This window comes from Nonomuraea sp. NPDC049419, from assembly GCF_040676995.1.
Lineage (GTDB): Bacteria > Actinomycetota > Actinomycetes > Streptosporangiales > Streptosporangiaceae > Nonomuraea > Nonomuraea salmonea.
Genome location: NZ_JBFAQB010000016.1, coordinates 133,930 through 156,938, shown reverse-complemented (window position 1 = coordinate 156,938; position 23,009 = coordinate 133,930). Strand labels below are relative to the sequence as shown.

Below are 23,009 nucleotides of genomic sequence, written 5' to 3'. Positions count from 1 at the left end.
CTCCCCTTACGTCGTCCTGCGCAACTCGAAGTCTCCGCGTCGCTCAGGTGAGGGCCTGGTCGAGGGGGATGAAGGTGGCGCCACGGGAGACGGCGCGGGCGCCCAATATGTGGCCGGCGCACATTCTGGTTTCCGTGCCTGTGGGGTCGATGACCTTCCAGGTCACCGGGGCGCCGCACGGTTCGCCTGGTCTTGGGGTGGGTCTGCCTTGGCCGCAGACCCGGCAGGTCGACATGCCTGCCATGGAGGTCAGGGTGTTGCCGTGGTCCGGGCAGACGGCCCAGGCCATCGTGCAGGGTTCGACCTGGGTGCGGGCCAGGTCTGTCGCCGCTTGACGCAGGTCGTCGGTGGCGCGGGTCAGCCAGTCGGCGGCCTGGCGGGCCGCCACCAAAGGGTCGGTGGCGCCCGGCTGCACGTCGGCGGGGGCGTCGCAGGCGGCCCGGACCTCGGCGGCGAGTGCCTCGGCCCGGCTCGCGAGGGCCCGCAGCTGCGCGGGGGTGACGGTCATGGGCGCCTCCACGGAAAGACCGGTGTGGTGGTGATCCCGACCCTACGTCCTGGCGGTCAGGCGGGCGTGAGCTCGATGTCGCCCGAGTCGCTGGAGAGCTCGATCGTCCGCTGGGCGGCCGGGTCGTGGGCGGTCTTGACGTTCGCCTCGCCGGAGTCCGTCGTGGTCTTCACCTTGTACGGCCCCTCCGGCACCCGTACGGCCGTGTCGCCCGAGTCGGTGAAGGTCGTGAGCGCCTGCGGCGGCCCGGCGAAGGCCAGCCGCAGGTCGCCCGAGTCGGTCTTCGTGACGACCCGCGCGGCCGTCAGCCCGTCGCCCTTGATCGAGCCGGAGTCGCTGGTCACCTCCACGTCGCCGGCCAGGCCCGTCAACGTCATGTCGCCCGAGTCGGAGGTCAGCTGGACGCGGGTCGCCTTGGGCACCTCGACCCGGTAGGCGACGTCGCAGTTGACCCCGATCGAGCCGAAGCCCCAGGTGGTGGGGCAGGTGAACGACAGCTCCAGCGTGTCGCCGCGCACCTGGTGCTCGGTGGCCGGCTTGCTCTTGCGCCAGCTCAGCAGCTCGGTCACGCGGATGCCGGGGCGGTCGGACCCGATCACCTCGATCGTTCCCGCGTCGGTCGTGACGCGCAGCGCCGCCACCTGCTCGGTCACGTCGTACGCGGCCGAGTCCTCGTTCAGTGCCCCCGCCGCGCCGCAGGCCGTCGTCAACGCCGCCATCCCGGCGAGACCCGCGATCAGCGCCGCTCTCCTCATCCTCATGAGGCACCATTCTCCGCGAAGGCCCACGTACCGGCCTCGGGGTGATCCCTGGATTCGCCCCTGAGACCCGGCCTGGGGACATCAGGACAGCTGGCATTGGGCCGTCGGCATCCAGGGGTTGGCCGGGGGCTCGGCGGCCGCGTTGGCGTAGTCCGGGTACTTCCACCGGCACACCGACGCCGGGGTGCGGATGCAGCAGTTTGATCGCGACGAGCGGCCCGTCGTGGGCCCGGCCCGCGTCGGCGACCCGCTGCATGGTCAGCTCGTTGAGCCCGATCCGCTTGCCGGCCGCGATGACGTCGGCGACGGTGAAGCCGGCCGGGCGGCCACCCGTCCGCACCGGATCACCCCCGGAAAGTCATGGACCAGAAGTTTGAGGAGTGATCATTCGGGCGCAAGCGGTTCAGGACGGCGCCCCGAATGGTGGAACGCTCCCAAGTCCGGCGCGCGTCAATGGCGTCCTCCGGCGCCCGCACGTCTTGCGGAACCGTTGAGTCCGCGCCACCGCCTACGGGCCGATGCGACGAGTTCGCCTATGTGCGAGGCCGAACCGTGTCCTTTGAATTGCTCTTCAACACCGCCGATTCAGCGCCATTGAAGCCTGGATCGCGCGCGCTGCCGGGCCTGGACCGGAATCGGGAGGTGGGCGGAGTGAAGGGGGATGACCAGGGCAAGCGCCGAGGTGGCGGGCGACCGGAGCCACGCCATGCCCCTAAGATGCACTTCCTGCTGAAGAGCGTTACAGTACCTGCAACGTAAACGTATTTGGAGCACCCTAATGGCGAAGCGCATTGTTGAATCCTTTATCGATGACATCGACGGCAGTGACGCCGAGGGCACGACGAGGTTCGCGCTCGACGGCACGAACTACGAGATCGACCTCTCCGGAGCCAACAGAGAGAAGCTGGAGAAGGCGCTGGCGCCGTTTATCACCAAAGCCCGCGCCGTCCGCGCCGACAGGGGCACCCGCGGCCGCCGCGGCGGTTCTTCGCGCGCGGTGAGCCGCGAGAAGGCCACCGAGATCCGCAAGTGGGCCAAGGCGCAGGGTCTGCCGGTGAGCGAGCGGGGCCGCATCGCCTCCTCCGTCGTCGAGCAGTACGAAGCCGCCCACTAGAGCACCACCTGACGGACCGGCGGGGAGCGGGCTTCCGGCCGGTCCGGCAGAGCAGGTGGGCTGATCCCCCGTGCCGGAGGCGTCCGCTTCGCCGCCTTCCGCAAGAAAGCCCTTCGACCTGGGCAAAAACCCGGGCAGGATCAGCTCAGGCAGGCTACGGCGCGGCCCGCCCCGGGTAGGTCACCGCGGGCCGGGCCCGCCACCGCCGAGCGAGCCCAGCGCGTGTCCGCGCGACGGGGGAGATCTGCGGTGAAAGTCGTCGTCGACCTGACGCGCTGCCAGGGATACGGGCAGTGCGCGTTCCTCGCGCCCGACGTCTTCACCATCCGCAACGAGGCGCTCCTGTACGACCTCGACCCGGCCGACGAGCGGCGCGAGCAGGTGCTGCGGGCCGCGGCGGCCTGCCCAGTGCAGGCCATCCACCTCGACGCGGCCGAGAGCCCGTACGTCCCCCGCCAGAGCGCCCCGCAGAAGGGCCACGGCAAGCGCATCGTCATCGTGGGCGCCTCGCTGGCAGGGGCGCGGGCGGCGGGCGTGCTGCGGCGCGAGGGCTTCGCGGGCGAGCTGACCGTGATCGGCGCGGAACGCGACGCCCCCTATGACCGTCCGCCGCTGTCGAAGCAGGTTTTGACCGGCCAGATCCCGCCCGACCACACCTTGCTGCCGAGCGTGCGCGAGGTGGAGGCCGAGTGGCTGTGGGGCACGGAGGCGACCGGCCTCGACATCGCGGCCAAGCGGGTACGCCTGGCCGACGGCCGCGAGCTGCCGTTCGACCGGGTCCTGCTGGCCACCGGCACCCGCGCCCGCCCCTGGCCGAATGAGACCGAGTCGGCGCTGCGGGGCGTCCACACCCTGCGCACCCAGCAGGACGCCGCCCGCCTGCGCGAGGCGCTGGCCGCCCGCCCGAACCGGGTGCTGATCCTCGGCGCCGGGTTCACCGGCAGCGAGATCGCCTCGGTCTGCCGCGAGCTGGACCTGCCGGTGACGGTCGTCGAACGCGGCCCCGCCCCGCTGGTCAACGCGCTGGGCCGGGTGATCGGCGAGGTGGCGGCGCAGCTGCACCGCGACCACGGCGTGGACCTGCGCTGCGACACGACCGTCACGGCCCTGGAGGACGACGGGAACGGCCGGCTGCGCGGCGCCCGGCTCTCCGACGGCAGCACCGTGGAGGCCGAGGTGGCGGTCGTCGCGCTCGGCTCGGTCCGCAACGTCGAGTGGCTGCGCGACTCCGGCCTGGCCGCCGGCGTGTGGGGTGTGACCTGCGACGCGGGCTGCCGCGCCGTGGACACCAACGGCCTGGTCATGGACGACGTCTTCGTGGCCGGCGACATCGCGCGCTTCCCGCACCCGCTCTACCAGTACCAGTTCATGACGCTGGAGCACTGGGGCAACGCGGTCGCCCAGGCCGAGATCGCCGCCCACAACATGGTCAGCGACCAGGCGCACCGCTGGCCGCACCTGGCGGTGCCGGTGTTCTGGTCGAGCCAGTTCGGCGTCAACATCAAGTCCGTCGGCGTGCCCACGTTCGCCGACCAGCTCGTCGTCACGCAGGGCTCGACGGCCGAGCGGCGCTTCGCCGCCGTGTACGGCTACCAGGGCCGCGTCACCGCGGCCGTCACCTTCGACCAGGGGATCTGGCTGGAGTTCTACCAGCGCCTGATCGAGCGGGCCGCGCCGTTCCCGCCGGACTTCCGCCACGTGGACCGGCGGGAGGAGGCGGGGCCCGTGCCGGCGGGGGTGCCCGACCGGGTGGTGGCCACGGCGGGCGCGACCGTCGTGGTGACCGGCCACGACCCGGCGGAGCGCCGCGCCACGCTGCTGCATCCACCCCAGGGAGCGTCATGAGCGTCTTCGCCCGCATCCTCGACCCGGCGAACAGGGCCGACCCCTACCCGCTCTTCGACGAGCTGCGCAGGACTCCGGTGGCGCGCCAGGAGGACGGCACGTACGTGGTGAGCACGTACCGGGAGATCGTCGAGCTGCTGCACGACCCGCGGGTCAGCTCCGACCGCCGCAACCTGCGCGTCCCCGACGAGTCGCCGGACCCGGCGCCGTCGTTCATCGGGCTGGACCCGCCCGAGCACGACCGGCTGCGGGCCCTGACCATGCGCCACTTCGGGCCGCCGCATTCGCCGCGGCTCATCGACGGGCTGCGGCCCGCCATGCTGGAGGTGACGACCCGGCTGATCGACGGCCTGGCCGACCGGCGGCAGGCGGACCTCGTGGACGAGGTGGCCTACCCGCTGCCGGTGGCGATGATCTGCCGGATCCTGGGCGTGCCGGAGGCGGACGAGCCGCGCTTCCACGCCTGGGCCGACCGGATCATCGACACGCTGGGCCCCGGCGAGCACGACAGGGCCGAGCGGGAGCGCGAGCGGCAGGCGATCGCGGACCAGCTGCGGGGTTATCTCGGGGAGCTGGTCGAGCGGCGGCGCGCGCGACCGGGGGACGACCTGCTGTCCGGGCTGATCACCCAAGGCGGCATGGAGCAGCGCGAGGTGGTCGCCACCGCGGTGCTGCTGCTGATCGCCGGGCACGAGACGACGATCAACCTGATCGCCAACGGCATGCTGACGTTCCTGCGCGACCCGGCCCTGCTCGACCGCCTGCGCGCCGACCCGGGGCTGATCGTGCCCGCGGTGGAGGAGCTGCTGCGGTACGAGCCGCCGGTGCAGCTCATCTCGTCGCGGGTGGCGCTGGAGGACATCGAGGTGGCCGGCGTCACCATCCCGGCCGGGTCACCGATCGTGCTCGCGCTGGCGGCGGGCAGCCGCGACCCCGCCCACGTGGCCGATCCGGGAACCTTCGACCCCTGCCGGCCGGGCAACGAGCACCTGGGCTTCGGCGGCGGCGTGCACTACTGCTTCGGTGCGCCGCTGGCCAGGCTGGAGGCGCAGATCGTGCTGACCGAGCTGATCCGCAGGCTGCGCGCGCCACGGCTGGCCGCCGACCCGCCGCCGTACCGGCCGAGCCCGATCCTGCGCGGCCCGCGCCACCTGCTCGTCGACTACGACGGGGTCGAGCCCGTGAGCAGCTGATCGGGCACCACCTTGGGCAGGCCGCGCAGCCACGTCTCCAGGTCGGCGGGCCACCACCGTCCGGCCGCCAGCCGGCCCAGCTCCTGGGCGACCGCCGCCGGCGAGGCGGGCACCGGCACCACCCGTACGGGCGCCGCTCCCGCCAGCACCCCGAGCCACCAGTGCCGCCAGGTCTGCGGCAGCTCGCCGGACTCCAGCACCAGGTAGTAGTCGGGCAGGGCGAGCCGGTCCGCCCGCAGGTCGGCCAGCGCGGCCTCGACGGCCACCTCCAGCGCGCCGATCACGCCGGTGCCGTCGAAGTACGCGGTCCACGCCGCGGCCACGTCGGCGAGGGGGTCGGCGTCGTGCACCACGTACGTGGCCGCCGTCCGGCCCGCGAGCTCCATGACCTCGGCCGGGGTGCGCTCGCCGCGCGGGATGGCCCGTACGTTGTGCAGGCCGCCGAGCCCCGCGACCACGTCAGCGGCCCCGTCTCCGGCCACCACGACCACCGTACTGCTCAAACGCCGCATAACCGGCAGTTTATGCGGCACGTGAACCGCCGGTGCGGCGTGGCGCTGCCGGTGCGATGGAAGCGTTCGCCAGCATGGGGGGAGTCACAGGACGTGAGGGGGACGGATGCGGGCGATCGCGGCGATGGTGGTGACGGTCGCCCTCACCGCCACCCCTGCGCAGGCCGGCGAGGACGACGGCAGCGACGACGAGACGCCCAAGTGGCGCAAGCTCACGTCCTTCTTCGTCTCGCCCGAGTCGCCCCACCAGAACGACGTCATCCGCGTGCTCCTGCACTGCCCGGACACCGCGAACCACGCGATCGTCGGCTCCACCGCCTTCCCCCTGAAGGGCTCGTGGCGCACCTTCCGCGAGGTGGGCGTGGGCCTGACCGGGCGGAACTTCGGCCGGCGCGGCGTCATCATCTCCCGCTACGCGCCGCCCGGCCACCACGACGTGTCCATGAAGTGCGTCAAGGTGCGCATCGACAAGAAGACGAAGATCAGGAAGGTCAAGGTGATCAGCCGCGCGTCCGCGTCGCTGTTCGTCCGTCCCTTCCGCATCCGTCAGTATTTCTGAGCCTGCTCGGCCAGCCACTGCTCGAACGTGGTCGGCGCGATGCGCACACGCTCGCCCGGCAGCATCACGTCGCCCGCCATCGACGCGTCGAAGACCCCGTGCCACGTCGGCACCAGCTTCACCTCGCGCCCCCGCGCCTGGTGCGTGCGCCTGGCCATGTCCACGAGATCCTGCGGGTCCGGGCCCGCGACGTCGGCGTAGCGGCCCTGGGGCTCGCCGACCGCGACCTCGGCCAGCACGGCCGCTATGTCGGACGGCGCGATCGGCTGGACGAGCAGCGGCGCGAGGGTGGCGACGCCGTCCTGCTCGGTCCAGCTCGCGACCATCTCGGCGAAGTCGTGGAACTGCGTGGCAGGCACGATCGTCCACGGCACGGGGCCGGCCTCCACCAGCCGCTCCTGCTCCCGCTTGCCCGCGTAGTGCGCGTTGCCCGGCACGCGGTGCACGCCCACGATCGACAGCAGCACGTGGTGCCGCACGCCGGCGCGCCGCTCGGCGGCCAGCAGGTTGGCCGTGGTGGTGCCGAAGAGCTCGACGGTCTCCTCCCTGCTGACCGGCGGGGCGCTGATGGCGTCGACGACCGCGTCCACGCCGGTCAGCGCCTCATCGAGGCCCTCGCCCGTCACCAGGTCCACGCCCAGCGACCGGCTGACGCGGACGACCTCGTGCCCGCCGCCCTCCAGGAAGGCGACCGTACGGGAGCCGATGTTGCCGGTGGCCCCGGCGACTGCGATGCGCATGATGACTTCCTCTCCTCGTGCTACGGCGTCACCATATCTCGGACTAAATAGATCCTCAATCTCCCCGATATGATGGTCGGCGTGAAGCTGCCTGTGAGCACCGAATGGTTGTTGCACTGCGCCTCGACGCTGGCCCAACTCGACCCCGGAGCGACCGCGTCGGCCGCACAGCTCGCCGACTACTACGACCTTCCCGCTCCTTACCTGGCCAAGCAGCTTCAGGCGCTGGTCAGAGCCGGGGTGCTGGCCGCCACGACGGGGCCGAGGGGAGGGTTCAGGCTTGGGCGGCCGCCGGGGGAGATCACGCTGCTGCAGATCGTGGAGGCGGTGGACGGGGCGGCGTCGCCGTACGAGTGCCGCGAGATCCGCATGCGGGGGCGCGGCGCGCTGCCGGAGGAGGACTGCCAGGAGACGTGCGTGCTCGCGGCCAAGATGTACGAGGCCCACGACGCGTGGCGGCGCAGCCTGGCGGGGGTCACGCTGGCCGACATCCTCGCCGGCCTTCCCGACGCCATCCCGGCGCGCACCCGGTCGATCATCGCGGGAACGCCGAGGGCGCCCCGCTGACGTCGGTCAGCGGGGCGCCCTCGGCGTGCGGGATCCCGCCCGGTCGCCACGACCGCCGGGCGGGCCCGGTATCAGCCCGCGTCAGTCCGCGAGCTCGATGGCGGCCCCCGGGCACACGGCGGCCGCCTCGCGCACCACGGCGTGCTGGTCCGGGCCAGGCGAGTCGTCCAGCAGGATCACGATGCCGTCGTCCTCACGCTGGTCGAACACCTCGGGCGCGAGCAGCACGCACTGCCCCGCGCCGCAGCACTTGTCCTCGTCGACGATGACTTTCACGATGTCGTCTCCTTCTCAGATCAGGGGGGTCACCAGCGGACGGGGAGCGTGCGCAGGCCGCCGACCGCCAGCCCCTCCACCCGCTCCAGCTCCGCCACCGGCACCGCCAGATCAAGCGAGGGCAGCCGGCGCAGCAGCACCTCCAGCACGACCTGCAGCTCGGTGCGCGCCAGCGACTGTCCCAGGCACGAGTGCGCGCCGGAGCCGAAGGCGAGGTGCGGGTTGGGGCTGCGGGTCAGGTCCATCTCGCCGGCGTGCTCGAACGCGCTCTCGTCGCGGTTGGCCGCGGCCATGCTGCAGATCACCGTGGTGCCCTTCGGCAGCACCTCCCCGCCGACCTCGCTCTCGACGGGCAGGTAGCGGGGCAGGCCGAAGCCGGAGTTCGCGTCCATGCGCAGCGACTCCTCGACCGTCGTACGGATCAGCGCGGGCTCGTCCAGCAGCCGCTCCCACCGGCTCCGGTCGGCCAGCAGCATCGCGACCATCTTGCCGATCATGTTCGCGGTGGTCTCGTGCCCGGCGACCAGCAGCCCCATGCCGGTCACCAGGATCTGCAGGTCCGACAGCCCGCCCTGCTCGGGGCCGCCGGCCGCCAGCAGCTCGCTGAGCAGGTCGTCGCCCGGCTGCGCGCGCCTGGCCTCGACATGGCCGGACATGTACTGGAAGAACTCCGCCTGCGCGGCGTCGATCTCCTCCTTGGTGTAACGGGTGAGGTTGAGGAACGTGTCCGACCAGTACGAGAACCGGTCGCGGTCCTCGGCGGGCACTCCGAGCATGTCGCAGATCACATACACCGGCAGCGGGAAGCCGAGCGACGCCTTGAGGTCGGCGGGCGCGCCGCGCTTGACCATGTCGTCGATGAGGTCGTCGGCGATCTGCGCCATCGCGGGCCGCAGCGCCGCCATCCGCTTGGCGGTGAACCACCGGCCGACCAGCCGCCGCCAGTGCTGATGACCCTCGCCGCCATCGGGGATGATCTGGGCGACGTCGCTGTTGAACACCCCGCCGCCGTCCGCCGACAGCCGCGCCGCGTCGGGGGCGGTGAGCCGGCGGGTGAAGCGCGGGTCGGCGAGCACCGCCTTGACGTCCTCGTACCGGGTGATGAGCCGCGCGCCGTCGCCGCTCGGCAGCTTCACGTGCGCCACCGGGCACTCGCCGCGCAGCCGCGCCCACTCCGCGGGCGGGTCCAGCGCCGCGTCGTTGTGGATCGGGTAGTTCAGGACCTGCTCATTGACATTCATGCGGCCTCTTCTCGTGAACGGATCGGCTTCTATGCCGGGGTGAGGTGCTGCTGGCGCAGCACGCGGGCCTGCTTGGCCATGTTCCAGCCGAGCACGCCGGTGACCCGGCCCTCCTCGCGGTAGACGGCGGCGAAGCGGTGCTGCTCCGGGTCGCCGTCGGTGACGCTCGCCACGGCCTCCCGCGACGGCAGGCCGTGCGCCTGGATCTTGACGTCGTACTGGTCGGTCCAGAAGTAGGGGATGGGCGTGTACGGCCGGTCCGCGCCCAGCAGGTTGGCCGCCACGACCTGGGCCTGCTCGGTGGCGTTCGTCCGGTTCTCCAGGCGCAGCCTGCGGCCCAGGACCTCGTGGTGGAAGGAGGCCACGTCGCCGACCGCGTAGACGCCGTCGGCAGCCCGGCAGCGCGCGTCGCACTCCACCCCGTCGCCCAGCCGCAGCCCGCTGGCCGCCAGCCAGCCGGTCGCCGGGCGGGAGCCGATGGCCACCACGACGGCGTCGGCGTCCAGTGTCTCGCCGGTGGCCAGGCGCACGCCTTTGACCCTGCCCGCCGCGCCGGTCAGCGCCTCGACGGTGACGCCGAGCCGCAGCCGCACGCCGCGTTCCTCGTGCGTGCGGGTGAGGTGCCCGGCGATGACGTCGCCGAGCTGGTCGGCCAGGATCGCCCGGCCCATGCCCACGAGCGTCACGTCGAGGCCCATGCTCCTGGCCGTCGCCGCGATCTCGGCGCCCAGCACGCCCTCGCCGACGACCACCAGCCGTTTGGCCGCGGTCAGGCCGAGGCGCAGGGCGAGCGAGTCGTCCAGGCCGCGCAGCACGTGGACGCCCGCCAGGCCGTCCTGGCCCGGCAGCCGGCACGGGACCAGGCCCGTCGCGATGACCAGGGCGTCGGCGCGCACCACGCGGCCCGACGCCGTGGTGACCGCCCGCTCCCGCGCGTCCAGGGCCGTGGCGGGCTCGCCGCGGACGAAGGCGGCGCCCAGCGCGTCGAGCTGCTCCTGCGTACGCAGCTGCGCGCGAGCCGGCTCCCACGCCCCGGCCAGCACCTGCTTCGACAGCGGCGGCCGGTCGTAGGGCAGGTGCGGCTCGGCGTCGAGCAGCGTCAGGCGGCCGGCGTAGCCCTGGCGTCGCAGCGCCTCGGCGGTGCCCAGGCCCGCGGCGGAGGCGCCGACGATCAGGATGCTCTCTGGCGGTGTCACTCCGCCTTCCTCCCGTGCCCAGCTGCGTGTATGCGCATATGTCCCGGTCCTTTCCGGCATCTCGCCCTGAACATTACCCTACACATGTAGGAAAACCTTCACCTGTAGTCAGAAGGTAGGGTGAAGCGCGTGGCGACCACAAGAGCAAGCACCACACCGTCGGCTGACCGGCGCGTCCGCCGCACCCAGGCCGCCCTGGCCCGCGCGCTGCTGCGGCTCGTCGAAGAACGCGACCTGTCCCGCATCGCCGTCGCCGACGTCGCCGAGCTCGCCGGAGTCAGCCGCTCGACCTTCTACGACCACTACCGCGACGTGCACGAGCTGGCCGAGGCCGCCTGCACCGCGATGATCGACCGGCTCGTCGAATCCCTGCCCATGCCGGCCGTCGACGCAGAAGACCCGCTGGCCGAGGCCGCCGCGTCCCTGGAGGCGTTCTTCGCCAGCCTCGCCGAGCACGCGGGGCTCTACCGTGCGCTGCTCGGGCCCCAGGGCAGCGCCCGCGTCGCCGACCACATCCGCCGCCGCACCGCCGCCGCCATCCACGCCCGCCTCAGCGAGGAGCCCACCGCGCAGGACGACGACCCGCACGACGTGAGCGCCGCGTTCACCGCGGGAGCCCTCATCGGGGTCGCCTCCGACTGGCTGCACCGCGGCTGCCCCCGCACCCCGGCCGAGATGGCCGCCCTGACCTGGCCGCTGATCACCGCCGTCCACCCCCTCCCGCTCCGGCCCCGCTCTCGAGGCTGAGTGGTAGATCCACTTAGGATGCGGTTCATGCCGCTGCACCTCCCTCCGCCCGACGACCGACTGTCCGGACACACCGGCTACACCCGGGCCCACTGGGAGGCGATGGCCGACCACCTGCTGGCGTCGGTGGTGCCGTACGCCACCGAGGGCTTCGCCCAGTACCGGCTGCCCGGCGAGCCCAGCATCTCCGGCACGGTCAGCGACGGGCTGGAGGGCTACGCCCGTACGTTCCTGCTGGCGGCCTTCAGGATCGCCGGCGCTCAGGGCGACGTGGAGCCGGAGCTGATCGAGCGTTACGCGAGCGGCCTGATCGCCGGCACCGACCCCCGCCACCCCTTCGCCTGGCCGCCGCTGACCGACATGGCGCAGCCGCTGGTCGAGGCCGCCTCGATCGCGCTGGCGCTGCACGAGACCCGGCCGTGGATCTTCGACCGGCTTTCACCGGAGCAGCGGGAGCGGGTGGTGAGCTGGCTCGCCGGGTTCATCGGCAGGCGCACCCCTGACAACAACTGGGTGCTGTTCCGGGTGATCGTCGAGCAGTTCCTGGCCGAGGTGGGCGGGCCGTACGAGCCGGACGAGATCACCGGCGGCCTGGAGCGCATCGAGGAGTGGTACGCCGGCGACGGCTGGTACACCGACGGCAAGGGCAAGAACTTCGACTACTACTGCGGCTGGGCACTGCACCTCTACCCGTCCCTGTGGGCGCGGATGGCCGGCGACACCGCCCGCGCCGAGCGCTACGCCGGCCGCCTGCGCCTCTTCCTTGAGCAGTACCAGCACTTCTTCGCCGCCGACGGCGCTCCCGTGCATCAGGGGCGGTCGCTGACGTACCGGTTCGCGACGGTCGCGCCGCTGTGGCTGGGCGCGCTGACCGGCGCCACGCCGCTGCCGCCGGGCCGCACCCGCCGCGTGGCGAGCGGCGTGCTGCGGCACTTCGCCGAGCGCGGCGTGCCCGACGAGCGCGGCCTGCTCACCCTCGGCTGGTACGACCCCTTCAGGCCGGTCGTGCAGCCCTACTCGGGCCCGGCGTCGCCCTACTGGGCCAGCAAGGCGTTCATCGGCCTGCTGCTGCCGCCCGAACACCCGGCGTGGACCGACCCGGAGGAGCCGGCCCCGATCGACCTGGCCGACCAGAGCGTGGCCATGCAGGGGCCAGGCTGGCTGCTGCGCGCGACGCGGGCGGACGGCGTGGTGCGCCTGCTCAACCACGGCAGCGACCGCGACCGCGTGCGGAGCGGGGACGGCGTTCCCGACCCCCACTACCTCCGCCTCGCCTACACCAGCCACACCGGGCCAGAGGCGAGCGGCGTGGACAACAACCTGGCCGTCATCGCGCCCGGCGGCCCCACCTACCTGCGGCGGTCCATCGAACCCCTCGCCGTCTCCGACGGCTTCGCCGCCTCGGCCCACCAGGACGGCGACGTCCGCGTGGTCACGGCCGTCGTGGTCGCGGGGGCGTCCGAGATCAGGATCCACCAGGTCACCGCGCCCGCCGGGCACCACGTGCGGGACGGCGGCCACGCGCTGGCCGCCGAGACCCCGCCCGAGCTGCGGCAGGGCGACAGCGTGGCGTCGGCCAGGCGCGCGGACGGCCTGACCAGCGCCGTCCGCGCCCTGCACGGCTTCACCGGCACCGGCCTGGCCACGGCGGAGCACGCCAACGCCTTCGGCCGGCACTCCGCCACCCCGTACGCGGTCGTGACCGGCCACCCCGGCGGGACCGCCGTCTACGTCAGCCTCGTCCACCTGTCGGGCACCGGCGAGGAGCCGCCCGCGCCGTCGGTCGAGGTGACGGACGACACGGTCGTCCTGGGCCTGCCGGACGGCGAGACGGTCACCGTCCGCCTCGGCCCCGTCCCCGCCCGCACCCGGTGAGCCGCGTCACTTCTTCTTGAAGGTGTCCTTCACCTTCCTGCCCGCGTCCTTGATCTTCTCGCCGGCCTGCTTCAGGCCGCCCTCGGTCTGGTCGGCGCGCCCCTCGGCGCGCAGTTCCTCGTCGCCGGTGACGTCGCCGACGTTCTCCTTCGCCCGTCCCTTGAGCTCCTGAGCCTTGTTGCGGAACTTGTCGTCGGTGCCCATGTCCGTGCCTTCCTGCTCGATTTCCCGCGGGCCCTTGTCCTTACCGAGCGGGAAGGGCGGAAACGTGGTCCCAGGACGCGAGCCGGGCGTGGATCTCCTCCCGCACCGGAAGGGTGAGCGCCTCGGCGTGGGCGCGGGCGAGCAGCTCCTCGATCGAGACCCGCTCGCCCGTCTCGGCCGCCCGCACCGCCGCCTCCACCATGGCCAGGCTGCCGATGTTGCGGGCGATCGCCCCGGAGGGCACCGTGCCGTCCCGCACCGCCGCGACGAACTCCACCAGCGCCCCCGCGATCTGCTCGTGCTCGCCGGGCGGCACGAGCAGATCGGCGGCGGCCCCGTCGAGGCTGGAGCCGACCCGCTGCTCGCCGTCCCAGGTGGCGCTGCCGCCCGGACCGACGGCCCGCCACTCGCCGTTCCACGAGGTCTCCAGCCCGTCGGCGCACCAGCTTCCGTTGTAGAGGTAGCGGACGCCGCCCTCGAAGCAGAAGGTCGCGGTGGCGGAGGCGTCGCCGCGGTACCAGCTCCATGGCGGGTTCCAGCTCTCGCACGTCACCGACACGGGATCGGCGCCGAGCAGGTAGCGGGCCGCGTCGAAGGCGTGGATGGCCATGTCGACCAGCAGCGGCTGGTCCATCTCGTCGCGGAACCCGCCGAAGCGCGGCCCGCGGAAGAACGACGTGGTGAGCAGGCCGGGCGGGCCGAGCCGGCCGATCAGCCGCCGGTACTCGGCCAGGGCCGCGTAGTAGCGGCGCGACTGGCTGATCATCAGCAGCCGCCCCGACACCTCGGACGCGGCGGCCTGCACCAGGGCCTCGGCCAGCGTCGGCGCGGCCGGTTTCTCGCACAGCACCGGCACCCCGGCGAACAGCGCCTCGACGCTGACCGCGGTGTGCGCGGCGGGGACGGTGACGTTGACGACCGCGTCGGGCTCGACCGCCGCGAGCAGCTCGCCGAGCGAGCCCGCGACCGGGGCCGCGCAGCCCGTCTCGCGCAGGGCCGCCCGCGCTCGCTCGACGTCGAGGTCGGCCACACCGGCCAGCTCGACGTCGCCGGAGGCCGCCAGCGTACGCAGCCAGGCCAGCCCCATGGCCCCCGCGCCCACCTGGACGACGCGCAGCGGCCGGCTCATCCGGCGTCCTTGTTGTGCATGGCTCCCCGGTAGTCGTGGCCGTTGAAGAAGTCGTCCCTGTCGTAGCGCAGCAGCGTCGGCAGCGCCCGCCGGTCGGGGTCGCCGGCCGCCCACTCGACGCCGTTCGCGATGACCTGCAGCACGTCGGGATGGTGGTAGACGGGGTAGTCCTGGTCGCCGGGGCTGAAGTAGAAGATCTTGCCGTTGCCGCGCCGGAAGGTGCAGCCGCTGCGGAACACCTCGCCGCCGCTGAACGAGCTGATGAAGATGAGCTCGTCCGGGGTGGGGATGTCGAACTGCTCGCCGTACATCTCCTGGGCCGGGATCTCGATCGGATGCGGCACGCCGCGCGCGATGGGGTGCGTCGGGTTCACCGTCCAGACCAGCTCGCGGTCGTTGTCGCTGCGCCAGCGCAGCGTGCAGGTGGTGCCCATCAGCTTGGTGAAGATCTTCGACCAGTGGCCGGAGTGCAGCACCACCAGGCCCATGCCGGACAGCACGTGCCGGTGCACCCGCTCGACCACCTCGTCGGCCACCTCGCCGTGCGCGGCGTGCCCCCACCAGGTGAGCACGTCGGTGCCGGCCAGCACCTCCTCGGTCAGTCCGTGCTCGGGGTCGTCGAGGGTGGCGGTGGCGACCTTCGCCCGCTCGCCCAGCCGGGCCTCGACGCCCCGCCTGATCGCGTTGTGCATGCCGTCGGGGTAGATCTCGGCCACGTGGGGTTCGGCCTGCTCGTGCCGGTTCTCGCCCCACACCAGGACATTGAGGGTTCGAGTGGTCAAGGGGACGTCCTTTCCATAGGTCACTTGACGGCGCCGCTGACGGCGCCGGCCGCGATGTAGCGCTGAGCGAAGATCAGCAGCAGCCCCGCCGGGACGGACGCCAGCACGGCCGTGGCCATGACGGCGGCCCAGTCCTGCGAGTTCGCGCTGATGTAGTCGTAGATGCCGAGCGTGATGGGCCTGACCTCGGGCGTGCTGGTCAGGGTGAGGGCGAACAGGAAGTCGCTCCACGCCGACAGGAAGGTGAACAGGGCCGCCGTGACGATCGCGTTCCTGCTGATCGGTACGACGATCGCGAGGAACGCCCGCAGGTTCCCCGCCCCGTCCACCATCGCCGCCTCCACGAGCGCCGGCGGGATCGACCCCATGAACGCCCTGATGAGCAGCACCGCGAAGGGGATGCCGGCCGCCGAGTTGGCGAGGATGAGGCCGAAGACGTTGTTGATCAGGAACAGCGAGTTGAACAGCGGATAGAGCGCGTTGGCGATGACCATCGCCGGGATCATCTGGGTGATCAGCAGCACGAGCAGGAACACCGTGCCCGCCTTGGTGCGGAAGCGGTACAGCCCGTACGCGGCGGGCGTCGCGATCGCCAGCGTCAGCACCACGGTCCCGAGCGCGATGACCAGGCTGGTGACGAAGTTGCGGCCCTGCTCGGTCACGGCGGTGGCGTAACCGGACAGATCTGGGTGGACAGGGAAGAAGTCGGCAGCGGCGGCGCCCGAGGCGGCCTGGAGGCTGGTGTTGACCATCCAGTAGACCGGGAAGATCATCACGGCCAGGAAGACGACGCCGAGCACCGTCATGGGCAGTTTCCGTGCGGTCACGTTTCGTGCGGTCACGTTTCGTGCGGTCAAGGTGTGGTTCACGTGCGGCGCCTCACTCGTGCGGCTCGCGGCGCGAGATGAACAGGTAGACGAGGGCGAAGACCAGCGAGACCACGATGAGGACGTTGCTGATGGCGGCGCCCTGGCCGAAGTCGAACTCGACGAACGACTTGTTGTAGGCGTTCGTGGCCAGCGTCTGGGTGGAGTTGGCGGGGCCGCCGCCGGTCAGGCCGAGGATGATGTCCACGACCTTGAGCGTGTAGACCACGCCGAGCACGATGACGACGCTCACCACGGATCGGATGCTGGGCCAGGTGATGTGCCGGAACGCGGTCCAGCCGGTGGCGCCGTCGAGCGCGCCCGCCTCGTACAGGTCCTTCGGGACCGCCTGCAGGCCGCTGTAGAGGATGGCGACGTTGAACGGGATGCCCAGCCAGATGTTCACCCCGATCACGCCGGCCAGCGCGAGCGTCGGATCGACCAGCCACGGCACGGCCGAGATCCCGAACAGGCCGAGGAACTGGTTGAGCGCGCCGCTCTCCTGGTCGAGCAGCCACTTCCAGACCGCGCTCGAGGCGATGAGCGGCAGCAGCCACGGCAGCAGCAGCAACGCGCGCAGGAAGCCGCTCAGCGGGAAGTTGCGCTTGAAGAACAGCGCCAGCGCCAGCCCGATCACGAACTGGAAGGTGATCGAGCCGACCGTGAACAGCGCGGTGTTCACCAGCGTGGTCGTGAACAGGTAGCTGGACAGGATCGTCACGTAGTTGGTGAGCCCGACCCAGGGCGCGTGCCCGCTGTAGAAGGTCGAGGTCGTGTACTCCTGGAAGCTCATGACGACGTTCTGGACGATCGGATAGCCGAAGAACATCGCCACGAACGCCATCGCGGGCAGCGTGAACAACCACGGCGTGGCCCGCTTGAGCAGGCGCGCCCACAGCAGGTCGCGCCGGCCGCGCGCGGCGGTCGCGGAAAGGCTGAGATCGGCTGAGGTCACCACGCGACTCCTTGTCACTCGCCCTGCGCCTGGCGCAGGGCCTCGGCGGGCGCGGCCTTGCCGGTCAGCGCGATCTGCACGGCGTTGTAGATCTTCGTGGCCGCCTTCGGCCAGTCGGGCCCGAGGACCGCGGTACGCGAGCGCGCGGTCCGCACGGTGGTGACGAACGTCGCGATCGCCGGGTCGTCGGCCGCGGCGCGATCGGCGACCCGGGGGTTCGTCGGGACGGTCTGCGTGACCTTCGCGGTCTCGCGCTGCAGCTCCGGCGAGACCAGACATCTCACGAACCGCCCCGCCTCGGCCATCCTCGCCTTGTCGCCGGTGCGCGGCACCGTGAACAGCTCGCCGCCGAGCGGGGCGACCGTGGGCTGCGTGGCCAGCCGGGTCGGGATGGTGAACGTGCCCCAGTCGACCTCGTGCTGCTTCCTGAGCGCGGGGATCTGCCAGGGCCCGTTGACCACCATCGCGGCCTTGCCGGCCATGAACTGGTCGATGACGTCGTCCTGGCTCCAGATGATCGAGCTCTCCGACATCGAGCCGTCGTTCTGCAGATCGACGAGCAACCGCAGCGCCTGCACGGTCGGGGGAGTGGTGATGTCCTGCTCGGTGCCGCCGTTGCCCCACATGAACGGCAGGAACTGCCAGGAGCCCTCGTAGGTGTTGACGTTGCTCATCGCGAAGCCGTACCGGCCGGGGGCGGTCAGCCTTTTCGCGGTGGCGCGGAGTTCGTCCCAGGTTCTGGGGACTTTCGTGATGCCGGCCGCCCGGAACATCGCTTTGTTGTAGAAGATGCTGAGCGTGTTGACCGAGGGGGCCAGGCCGTACACTTTCCCGGCGTACGTGCCGGCCTTCACCACGGCCGGCGTCATTCCCTCGCCGTGCAGGCCGTAGTCGGACAGCGGGGTGAGCGCGCCCGACTCGGCGATCTGCTGCACGTCGGGGTTGTCGAGCATGAGCACGTCGGGCAGGGTGCGCGAGGAGCTCTGCTGGAGCACCTTCGGGATCAGTCCCGGGCCCGCGACGTGGTCGATCCTGATGTCGAGGCCGGTCTGACGCGCGCACGAGCGGTAGAGCGGGTCGTGCAGCTCGTCGTAGTAGTCCTGGATGACGAGGGGGCCGGTGGCTTGCGCGCCGGCGGCGGTCCCGCCGCACGCCGACAGGGTGAGAGGGATGAGAACCGCCGCGACAGTCACTTTGGGCGCCTTCCCGTGACGCTTTTGTGCTGTCTCCATGTGAGCTACTCCTAGGGGGTCGCCACGGAGTCGATGAGGGGTCGTTTACAGGGAGAAAGGGGCTGCGGGAAGTGATGCCGCCACTCGCGGGGCGGCCAGGGCAGTGATCGAACTAAAGCGCTTAACCGCGCTGGCTTGACCGATATGTTGCGCCTGTCCGACGGCGATGTCAACAACAAGTTAAGCGTTTTACGAAACGCGGGCGGGCGATATAGTCGCAGATGCTTCGCGCGGCCCTGACGAGTCGGGAGGCGGCATCCATGGTCACGATGCGCGACGTCGCCGAGCGGGCGAACGTCTCCATCGCCACGGTCTCGTTCGTCATCAACGGCACCAAGCGGGTCGCGCCCGAGACCCGCGCCCGCATCGAGGCGGCCATCCAGGAGCTCAACTACCGGCGCAACGTCGTCGCCCGCGCCCTGGCCAGCTCGCGCACCCGCATACTCGCGCTGCTCCACCCCGACCTCGAGTCCAAGCCCAACGCCACGGTGATCCAGTTCGTCATGGGCGCGGCCCACGGCGCCCGCGAGCGCGGCTACGACCTCGTGCTGTGGCCGGTCAACGACGACGAGCAGATGTCCCACCTGCTGGCCGGCGGGCTCGTGGACGGCGTGCTGCTGATGGAGGTGCAGATCCGCGACGCGCGGGTGGCGCGGCTGCTGGCCTCACGGGTGCCCTTCGCGCTGATCGGCCGCACCGAGGACGACGACCTCCCGTACGTCGACATCGACTTCGCCACCACCATCCATCAGGCCGTCGAGCACCTGCGCGGCCACGGCCACGAGCGCGTCGCGCTGGTCGCCCAGCAGACCGACGCCACCACCGAGCCCGGCCGCATCATGCGGGTCGAGTCGGCCTACCTCGACGCGATCGCGCCGCTCGGCCACCCGCCCGCCGTCATCAGGGTCGAGAGCACCTCCGCCGGAGGCCGGGCCGCCGCGCGCCGGCTGCACGACGACTTCCCTGAGGTCACCGCCGTCGTGCTGGTCAACGAGGGCGCCGCGGCGGGCCTCGCCAAGGGCACGCGGGCGCTCGGCCGTCAGGTGCCGGGCGACCTGTCGATCATCTCGGCGGCGACCACGCGCGAGCTGGGCGAGATGATCGAGCCGTCGCTGACGGTCATGGCGGCGCCGGCCGCCGAGCTCGGCCGGATGGCCGCCGACGCGCTGATCGACCGGCTCGAAGGGGCCGAGGAGGCGCCGCCGCGGGTGCTCATCCCGTGTGCTCTGGTGCCGGGGGAGTCGGTGGGGCCGCCGCCGGCCCGCTGACGTCGAGGCCGGCCTGCGCGCCGAGCCGCCCGACCACATCGGCCGCGAGGCGGGCCAGGCGCTCCTTGAGGCGGCCCACCAGGTGTGCCCCTACTCCAACGCCACGCGGGGCAACATCCCGGTCGAGCTCGTCATCGAGGAGGGCGTTGCACCTTAAGCGCCTTTGTCAGGGAATCTCCCGAAGATCGCGGTCAAGGTTCCCCCTGTGATGGTGTGGCCTTCGGGGGAGACGCGTGGGCAGACTGTGGGGCCGGTCGTTGCGGACGCGGCTGGCGTTGTTCGCCAGTGTCACGATGTTGCTGCTGAGCATCATCGTGAGCGTTTTCGTGCTGCTCGGAATCAGGAACGAGGTCGCCGAGATCCGCGCCCACGAGCTGTCCACCAGGGCCGTACGCGTGCTGATCCTGATCAAGCGGGGACGCCTGCCCCAGACGCTCGACCAGGATGGCACCGACGGCATGCAGGTCCTCGACCACACCGGCCGGCCGGTCGCCTGGACGCCCAACCTGGCCGGGCAGCCCCGCCTGACCACCGCGCTGCCGCACCGCTCCCTGGCCAACGACGCCGAGACCGTGTGCGGCATCCCGGCCTTCGAAGGCGAGTGCAAGGTCGTGGTGACCGTGATCGCTTACCAGCCGGAGGGGGAGTGGCGCATCTACGCCTTCGGCCCCGCCGTGCCGTGGTACGTCAGCCCGCAGACCGTCATCTTCCAGATCGGCGTGTCGGCGGCGCTGATCGCGCTGACCTGGTTCGGCGTGTCCCGCATCGTGGCCAGGACGCTGGCGCCCGTCGGCAGCATCACCAGGAAGCTCGCCGAGATCAGCGCGGGCGGCGGCGGCCTGCGGGTGCCCGTTCCGGTGAACGACGACGAGATCAGGGCGCTGGCCGAGACCAGCAACCAGACCCTGGAGCGCCTGGAGTCCGCGCTCGCCGGGCTCCAGGACGCCATGGAGCGGCAGCGCAGGTTCGCCACCGACGCCTCCCACGACCTGCGCAGCCCGATCACGGCGATGCGGGCCCAGATGGAGGACGCCATGCTCCATCCCGAGGAGGCCGACTGGGCGGAGACCGGCACGAAGGTGCTGGCCAGCCTCGACCGGCTGCAGGCCATCGTGGGCGACCTGCTCACGCTCACCAAGCTCGACGCCGGAGCGCCCGACCAGCGCGAGCCGATCGACCTCGCCGAGCTGGTCGCCTCCGAGACCGCGCGGCCGCGCTCCAAGGAGTTCGTCACGACCCTGGAGACCGGCGTCGTCGTCATGGGCGACCGGCTGCAGCTGGCCCGCCTGCTGACCAACCTGCTCGACAACGCCGAGCGGCACGCCGAGCGGCGGGTCATCGTCACCGTGCGGCGGCAGGGCGACGACGCGGTGGTGGAGGTCGTGGACGACGGGGCCGGCATCCCTCCCGAGCACCGCGAGTTCGTCTTCCAGCGCTTCGCCCGCCTCGACGCCGCCCGCAACCGCGACGCCGGCGGCACCGGACTCGGGCTGCCCATCGCCAGGGAGATCGCGACCGCCCACCTCGGCACGCTGTCCATCGAGGACTCCGACACCGGCGCCCGTTTCGTGCTGCGCCTGCCGATCCTGGAGGAGGACTGAGCCCGCCGTGACGGGTGCGCAACCAGCGACATGACTGACTTGAGGAGGATCGGGGCACATGCAATTCCGGACCAGGTTTGTGCCACCGGAGGGAGAGCCACATGGATCAGCCGGGTACCGGTAGCCGGAACGTCCACGACGGCGCGGGTGCGGCGACCGGCCGCGCACGCTGCACGCCTCCTCCCGCCGCCGAGCTGTTCGAGATCGTGGTCCTGGACACCACCGGCGGCGATCCGCACTGGCACACCATCGGGTGGGGCGTGAACCGGGGCGACGCCGACACCATCGCGCAGTCGTACGTCACCCGCCCGGTGTGCCCGTACGAGGAGGCTCGGATCCGGCAGAACGGGCACCTGGTGGGGGTGCACCGACGGCAGCCCTGACCCCGGCGTGCGGTCAGGGCCTGGCGTGGCCGGCGGTCAGCAAGGCCGCCAGCGCCTGCTCCGCGTCGTCGTGGAAGGTCGCCGCGCGATCGGCGCCCGTGATCTCCAGCAGCCTGGCCGGCATCGGCTGCACCCCGGCCAGGTGCAGGCCGGCGCCGTGGGCGCGGGCCAGCGCGCCGGCGGCGAGCAGCACCGCGAGACCGGAGCTGTCGATGAAGGTCAGCTCGCTCATGTCCACGATCACGTGGTCGTCGAACCGGCGGCGCCGCCCGCCGATGAACTCCTCCAGCTCGGCGGAGGTGCTGATGTCGACCTGGCCGGCCACGGTGAACAGCGTGGCCCCTGGATAGTGGCGACAGGTGAGTTTCACGGGCTCTCCTGGCGTTGGTCGGCCGGTGGCTGGTCGTACGTGGCTGGTTGCACGGGGTATCGCTGGGGACGCCAACCGATGCTGCAACCTTATGCCCGCCGATCAGACACCCGAAAGAGGATTCGTCAAAGAATCTTCAGGAAGGATCCTGGCCGGGCCGGTCGTCCATCACGCCGTACGCCGTCGCGCGGAAGAGGAACGACGCCCACGACCGGTAGGGCCGCCAGGCGTCGGCCAGCCGCCGGTACGCGGACGGCGGCGCGTCCTCCGCCAGCCCGTACGCCTCCCGCAGGATCGCGAACAACCGCGGCTCGTCACCGGGGAACGCGTCCGGCGCCCCCGCGCCCCTGATGAGGATCAGCCCCGCCGAGAACGGCCCCACGCCGGGCAGCGACCGCAGCTCCGCCAGCGCCTCCTCGGGGGCCAGCGAGCGCAGGTGCTCGGTGGTCAGCAGGCCGTCGAGCGCCGCCCTGGCCAGGCCGCGCAGCCACTCCTCCTTCTGCGCCGGCAGGCCGAGCCCGCCCGCGTCCAGCAGCGAGACAGGCGGCGGGAACGCGGCGAACGGCTCACCGCCCACCACCACCTCCGCGCCGTACCGCTGCGCGATGCGCTGCTTGATCGCCGACGCCACGACCATCGACGAGCGCTGCACGATCACCGCCCAGCAGGCCGCCTCCCACGGGCTCCAGAAGCACACGGGACGCAGGCCGGGACGCAGCCGCAGCAGGTCGCCCAGCACCGGGTCGGCGTCGCCGAGCTTGGCGAAGCCGGTGCCGTCGACGTCGAGCGAGAAGATCCGCGCCACCTCGCCGCGGATCGCCGGGCCCGCCGGGCGCGTGGTGGTGACCGACACGCCGCCGGGGACGCCCGTCACGCTCACGCCGATGGGCCGCCAGTCGGCCTCCGCGCAGTACGCGAAGCGCAGCGTCCGCCCGTCGGAGGGCAGCCTGCTGGTGGCCGGCCAGTCCTCCACGAAGCGCAGGGAGTCGGCGAACCCGAACGGGCCCTCGGCGGTCAGCGTGAATCCGTGCGTGGTCATGCCGCTGATGTTAGGCGGCGTCCGGCGCCTGGCGTACGGTGAAATC

Annotated in this window: 26 protein-coding genes; 11 read left to right on the top strand and 15 right to left on the bottom strand. The window is 72.0% G+C overall.

Annotated elements, in window-relative coordinates; translation table 11 throughout:
* Positions 1 to 43 precede the first annotated feature (43 nt).
* Together AB0K12_RS35285 and AB0K12_RS35280 are read right to left on the bottom strand one after the other, a co-directional pair.
* Positions 44 to 508 (bottom strand): hypothetical protein, encoded by a 465-nt coding sequence (locus AB0K12_RS35285; RefSeq protein ID WP_364571157.1) that lies wholly within the window; start codon positions 506 to 508, stop codon positions 44 to 46.
* A 56-nt stretch (positions 509 to 564) separates the two neighbouring features.
* Positions 565 to 1,269, bottom strand: coding sequence for a DUF4097 family beta strand repeat-containing protein (locus AB0K12_RS35280; protein ID WP_364571155.1), 705 nt, complete (start codon positions 1,267 to 1,269; stop codon positions 565 to 567).
* A 778-nt stretch (positions 1,270 to 2,047) separates the two neighbouring features.
* On the opposite strand from AB0K12_RS35280, the gene AB0K12_RS35275 reads away from it, so the two are divergent.
* The 3 genes from AB0K12_RS35275 to AB0K12_RS35265 all read left to right on the top strand — a co-directional run bounded on the left by AB0K12_RS35275 (position 2,048) and on the right by AB0K12_RS35265 (position 5,421).
* A complete protein-coding gene (locus AB0K12_RS35275; protein WP_364571153.1) occupies positions 2,048 to 2,383 on the top strand; it encodes an Lsr2 family protein in 336 nt (111 codons plus the stop codon).
* A 249-nt stretch (positions 2,384 to 2,632) separates the two neighbouring features.
* Positions 2,633 to 4,228, top strand: a complete 1,596-nt coding sequence (locus AB0K12_RS35270; protein ID WP_364571150.1) for an FAD-dependent oxidoreductase — start codon at positions 2,633 to 2,635, stop codon at positions 4,226 to 4,228.
* Entirely contained in the window at positions 4,225 to 5,421 is a 1,197-nt protein-coding gene (locus AB0K12_RS35265; RefSeq protein ID WP_364571148.1) for a cytochrome P450, read from the top strand. The genes AB0K12_RS35270 and AB0K12_RS35265 overlap by 4 nt, the downstream gene beginning before the upstream one ends.
* Here the strand turns inward: AB0K12_RS35265 and AB0K12_RS35260 are convergent.
* Positions 5,391 to 5,933: a hypothetical protein gene (locus AB0K12_RS35260; protein WP_364571146.1), complete on the bottom strand. Its 543-nt coding sequence runs from the start codon at positions 5,931 to 5,933 to the stop codon at positions 5,391 to 5,393. The genes AB0K12_RS35265 and AB0K12_RS35260 overlap by 31 nt on opposite strands.
* A 106-nt stretch (positions 5,934 to 6,039) precedes the next feature.
* Between AB0K12_RS35260 and AB0K12_RS35255 the strand changes: the two genes are divergently transcribed.
* Positions 6,040 to 6,492, top strand: coding sequence for a hypothetical protein (locus AB0K12_RS35255; RefSeq protein ID WP_364571144.1), 453 nt, complete (start codon positions 6,040 to 6,042; stop codon positions 6,490 to 6,492).
* On the opposite strand, the gene AB0K12_RS35250 is transcribed toward AB0K12_RS35255, so the two are convergent.
* The gene (locus tag AB0K12_RS35250) at positions 6,480 to 7,232 is read right to left on the bottom strand and encodes an NAD(P)H-binding protein (protein WP_364571142.1); all 753 of its coding nucleotides are present in this window, start codon (positions 7,230 to 7,232) and stop codon (positions 6,480 to 6,482) included. The genes AB0K12_RS35255 and AB0K12_RS35250 overlap by 13 nt on opposite strands.
* An 81-nt stretch (positions 7,233 to 7,313) precedes the next feature.
* On the opposite strand from AB0K12_RS35250, the gene AB0K12_RS35245 reads away from it, so the two are divergent.
* Entirely contained in the window at positions 7,314 to 7,799 is a 486-nt protein-coding gene (locus AB0K12_RS35245) for an Rrf2 family transcriptional regulator (RefSeq protein WP_364571140.1), read from the top strand.
* Positions 7,800 to 7,880: 81 nt separating this feature from the next.
* On the opposite strand, the gene AB0K12_RS35240 is transcribed toward AB0K12_RS35245, so the two are convergent.
* From AB0K12_RS35240 to AB0K12_RS35230, 3 genes are read right to left on the bottom strand one after another with little or no spacing between them, the layout of a single operon-like run.
* Complete coding sequence (locus AB0K12_RS35240; RefSeq protein WP_345388252.1) at positions 7,881 to 8,075, bottom strand: ferredoxin; 195 nt, start codon at positions 8,073 to 8,075, stop codon at positions 7,881 to 7,883.
* 29 nt (positions 8,076 to 8,104) lie between these two features.
* The gene (locus AB0K12_RS35235; protein WP_364571137.1) at positions 8,105 to 9,316 is read right to left on the bottom strand and encodes a cytochrome P450; all 1,212 of its coding nucleotides are present in this window, start codon (positions 9,314 to 9,316) and stop codon (positions 8,105 to 8,107) included.
* A 29-nt stretch (positions 9,317 to 9,345) separates the two neighbouring features.
* Positions 9,346 to 10,512 carry an FAD-dependent oxidoreductase gene (locus AB0K12_RS35230; protein ID WP_364571135.1) on the bottom strand — a complete coding sequence of 389 codons (1,167 nt, stop codon included), beginning with the start codon at positions 10,510 to 10,512 and terminating at the stop codon, positions 9,346 to 9,348.
* Between the two features lie 129 nt (positions 10,513 to 10,641).
* Between AB0K12_RS35230 and AB0K12_RS35225 the strand changes: the two genes are divergently transcribed.
* Both AB0K12_RS35225 and AB0K12_RS35220 read left to right on the top strand, forming a co-directional pair.
* The gene (locus AB0K12_RS35225; protein ID WP_364571133.1) at positions 10,642 to 11,259 is read left to right on the top strand and encodes a TetR-like C-terminal domain-containing protein; all 618 of its coding nucleotides are present in this window, start codon (positions 10,642 to 10,644) and stop codon (positions 11,257 to 11,259) included.
* 27 nt (positions 11,260 to 11,286) lie between these two features.
* Positions 11,287 to 13,134, top strand: coding sequence for a DUF2264 domain-containing protein (locus tag AB0K12_RS35220; protein WP_364571131.1), 1,848 nt, complete (start codon positions 11,287 to 11,289; stop codon positions 13,132 to 13,134).
* Positions 13,135 to 13,140: 6 nt separating this feature from the next.
* Here the strand turns inward: AB0K12_RS35220 and AB0K12_RS35215 are convergent, their stop codons facing one another.
* Genes AB0K12_RS35215 through AB0K12_RS35190 form a run of 6 tightly spaced genes read right to left on the bottom strand, consistent with a single transcriptional unit; the run spans position 13,141 to position 18,263 of the window.
* A complete protein-coding gene (locus tag AB0K12_RS35215; RefSeq protein ID WP_364571129.1) occupies positions 13,141 to 13,338 on the bottom strand; it encodes a CsbD family protein in 198 nt (65 codons plus the stop codon).
* A gap of 40 nt (positions 13,339 to 13,378) precedes the next feature.
* Positions 13,379 to 14,467 carry a Gfo/Idh/MocA family oxidoreductase gene (locus AB0K12_RS35210; RefSeq protein WP_364571127.1) on the bottom strand — a complete coding sequence of 363 codons (1,089 nt, stop codon included), beginning with the start codon at positions 14,465 to 14,467 and terminating at the stop codon, positions 13,379 to 13,381.
* Positions 14,464 to 15,249 (bottom strand): ThuA domain-containing protein, encoded by a 786-nt coding sequence (locus AB0K12_RS35205; protein WP_364571125.1) that lies wholly within the window; start codon positions 15,247 to 15,249, stop codon positions 14,464 to 14,466. Before AB0K12_RS35205 ends, AB0K12_RS35210 begins: the two co-directional genes overlap by 4 nt.
* 20 nt (positions 15,250 to 15,269) lie before the next feature.
* On the bottom strand, positions 15,270 to 16,076 hold the full coding sequence (locus AB0K12_RS35200) for a carbohydrate ABC transporter permease (protein WP_364571123.1): 807 nt from the start codon (positions 16,074 to 16,076) through the stop codon (positions 15,270 to 15,272).
* Between the two features lie 52 nt (positions 16,077 to 16,128).
* On the bottom strand, positions 16,129 to 17,070 hold the full coding sequence (locus AB0K12_RS35195) for a sugar ABC transporter permease (RefSeq protein WP_364571121.1): 942 nt from the start codon (positions 17,068 to 17,070) through the stop codon (positions 16,129 to 16,131).
* Between the two features lie 14 nt (positions 17,071 to 17,084).
* Positions 17,085 to 18,263, bottom strand: coding sequence for a sugar ABC transporter substrate-binding protein (locus AB0K12_RS35190; RefSeq protein WP_364571119.1), 1,179 nt, complete (start codon positions 18,261 to 18,263; stop codon positions 17,085 to 17,087).
* 299 nt (positions 18,264 to 18,562) lie between these two features.
* Here AB0K12_RS35190 and AB0K12_RS35185 point away from each other — a divergent pair, with 299 nt between their 5' ends.
* The 4 genes from AB0K12_RS35185 to AB0K12_RS35170 all read left to right on the top strand — a co-directional run bounded on the left by AB0K12_RS35185 (position 18,563) and on the right by AB0K12_RS35170 (position 21,554).
* Positions 18,563 to 19,570, top strand: a complete 1,008-nt coding sequence (locus AB0K12_RS35185; protein WP_364371151.1) for a LacI family DNA-binding transcriptional regulator — start codon at positions 18,563 to 18,565, stop codon at positions 19,568 to 19,570.
* On the top strand, positions 19,524 to 19,727 hold the full coding sequence (locus AB0K12_RS35180; RefSeq protein ID WP_364571286.1) for a hypothetical protein: 204 nt from the start codon (positions 19,524 to 19,526) through the stop codon (positions 19,725 to 19,727). Before AB0K12_RS35185 ends, AB0K12_RS35180 begins: the two co-directional genes overlap by 47 nt.
* Before the next feature lie 76 nt (positions 19,728 to 19,803).
* Complete coding sequence (locus AB0K12_RS35175; protein WP_364571116.1) at positions 19,804 to 21,171, top strand: HAMP domain-containing sensor histidine kinase; 1,368 nt, start codon at positions 19,804 to 19,806, stop codon at positions 21,169 to 21,171.
* 101 nt (positions 21,172 to 21,272) lie between these two features.
* A complete protein-coding gene (locus AB0K12_RS35170; RefSeq protein ID WP_364571114.1) occupies positions 21,273 to 21,554 on the top strand; it encodes a hypothetical protein in 282 nt (93 codons plus the stop codon).
* Positions 21,555 to 21,567: 13 nt separating this feature from the next.
* Here AB0K12_RS35170 and AB0K12_RS35165 read toward each other — a convergent pair whose 3' ends face one another.
* A complete protein-coding gene (locus AB0K12_RS35165) occupies positions 21,568 to 21,924 on the bottom strand; it encodes an STAS domain-containing protein (RefSeq protein WP_364571112.1) in 357 nt (118 codons plus the stop codon).
* Between the two features lie 136 nt (positions 21,925 to 22,060).
* Entirely contained in the window at positions 22,061 to 22,963 is a 903-nt protein-coding gene (locus AB0K12_RS35160) for a hypothetical protein (RefSeq protein WP_364571110.1), read from the bottom strand.
* Between the last annotated feature and the right edge of the window lie 46 nt (positions 22,964 to 23,009).